Annotated in this window: 1 protein-coding gene; it reads left to right on the top strand. The window is 67.2% G+C overall.

From position 1 onward, the window contains the following. The coding region (locus AACY08_RS29265) for an OB-fold nucleic acid binding domain-containing protein (protein WP_339472573.1) at nt 1-421 on the top strand (421 nt) is incomplete at its 5' end. Between the last annotated feature and the right edge of the window lie 54 nt (nt 422-475).

The raw sequence follows: 475 nt of genomic DNA, 5'->3' as shown, positions 1-475 counted from the left end.
CGGCGATCTCAAAAGTTTGAAGGACGGCACCCGCGTCGAAGTGGCGGGGCTCATCCTGGTGCGGCAACGCCCCGGCAGCGCCAAGGGCGTGGTGTTCGTCACGCTGGAAGACGAGACCGGCATCGCCAACGCGATCCTGTGGCCCGACCGCTTCGAGGCGCAGCGCCGCACGGTGATGGCGGCGGCGATGCTCAGCGTCAGCGGTCGCGTGCAAAGCGAAAGCGGCACGATCCACATCATCGCCGACCGCATCACCGATCTCTCCGGGCTGCTGCGCCAGATCGGCGAGATCGACCTGCCGCGCCTGACCATGCCCGGCGACGGTGCCACGCATGGCGGCACGATCGACCCGCGCGAACGGCGCATGGTGGGGCGCGACCTCGAACCGGTCATCCCGATCCGCAGCCACGATTTCCACTGAGCCTATTTGTTCACCCCACCGTCTGTTCGATCACCCCGAAGATCGGGTGGTGCT

The organism is Pseudomonas sp. EL_65y_Pfl1_R83 (assembly GCF_963970695.1).
Classification (GTDB): domain Bacteria; phylum Pseudomonadota; class Gammaproteobacteria; order Pseudomonadales; family Pseudomonadaceae; genus Aquipseudomonas; species Aquipseudomonas tritici.
This window is presented reverse-complemented; position numbering and strand designations above follow the sequence as displayed.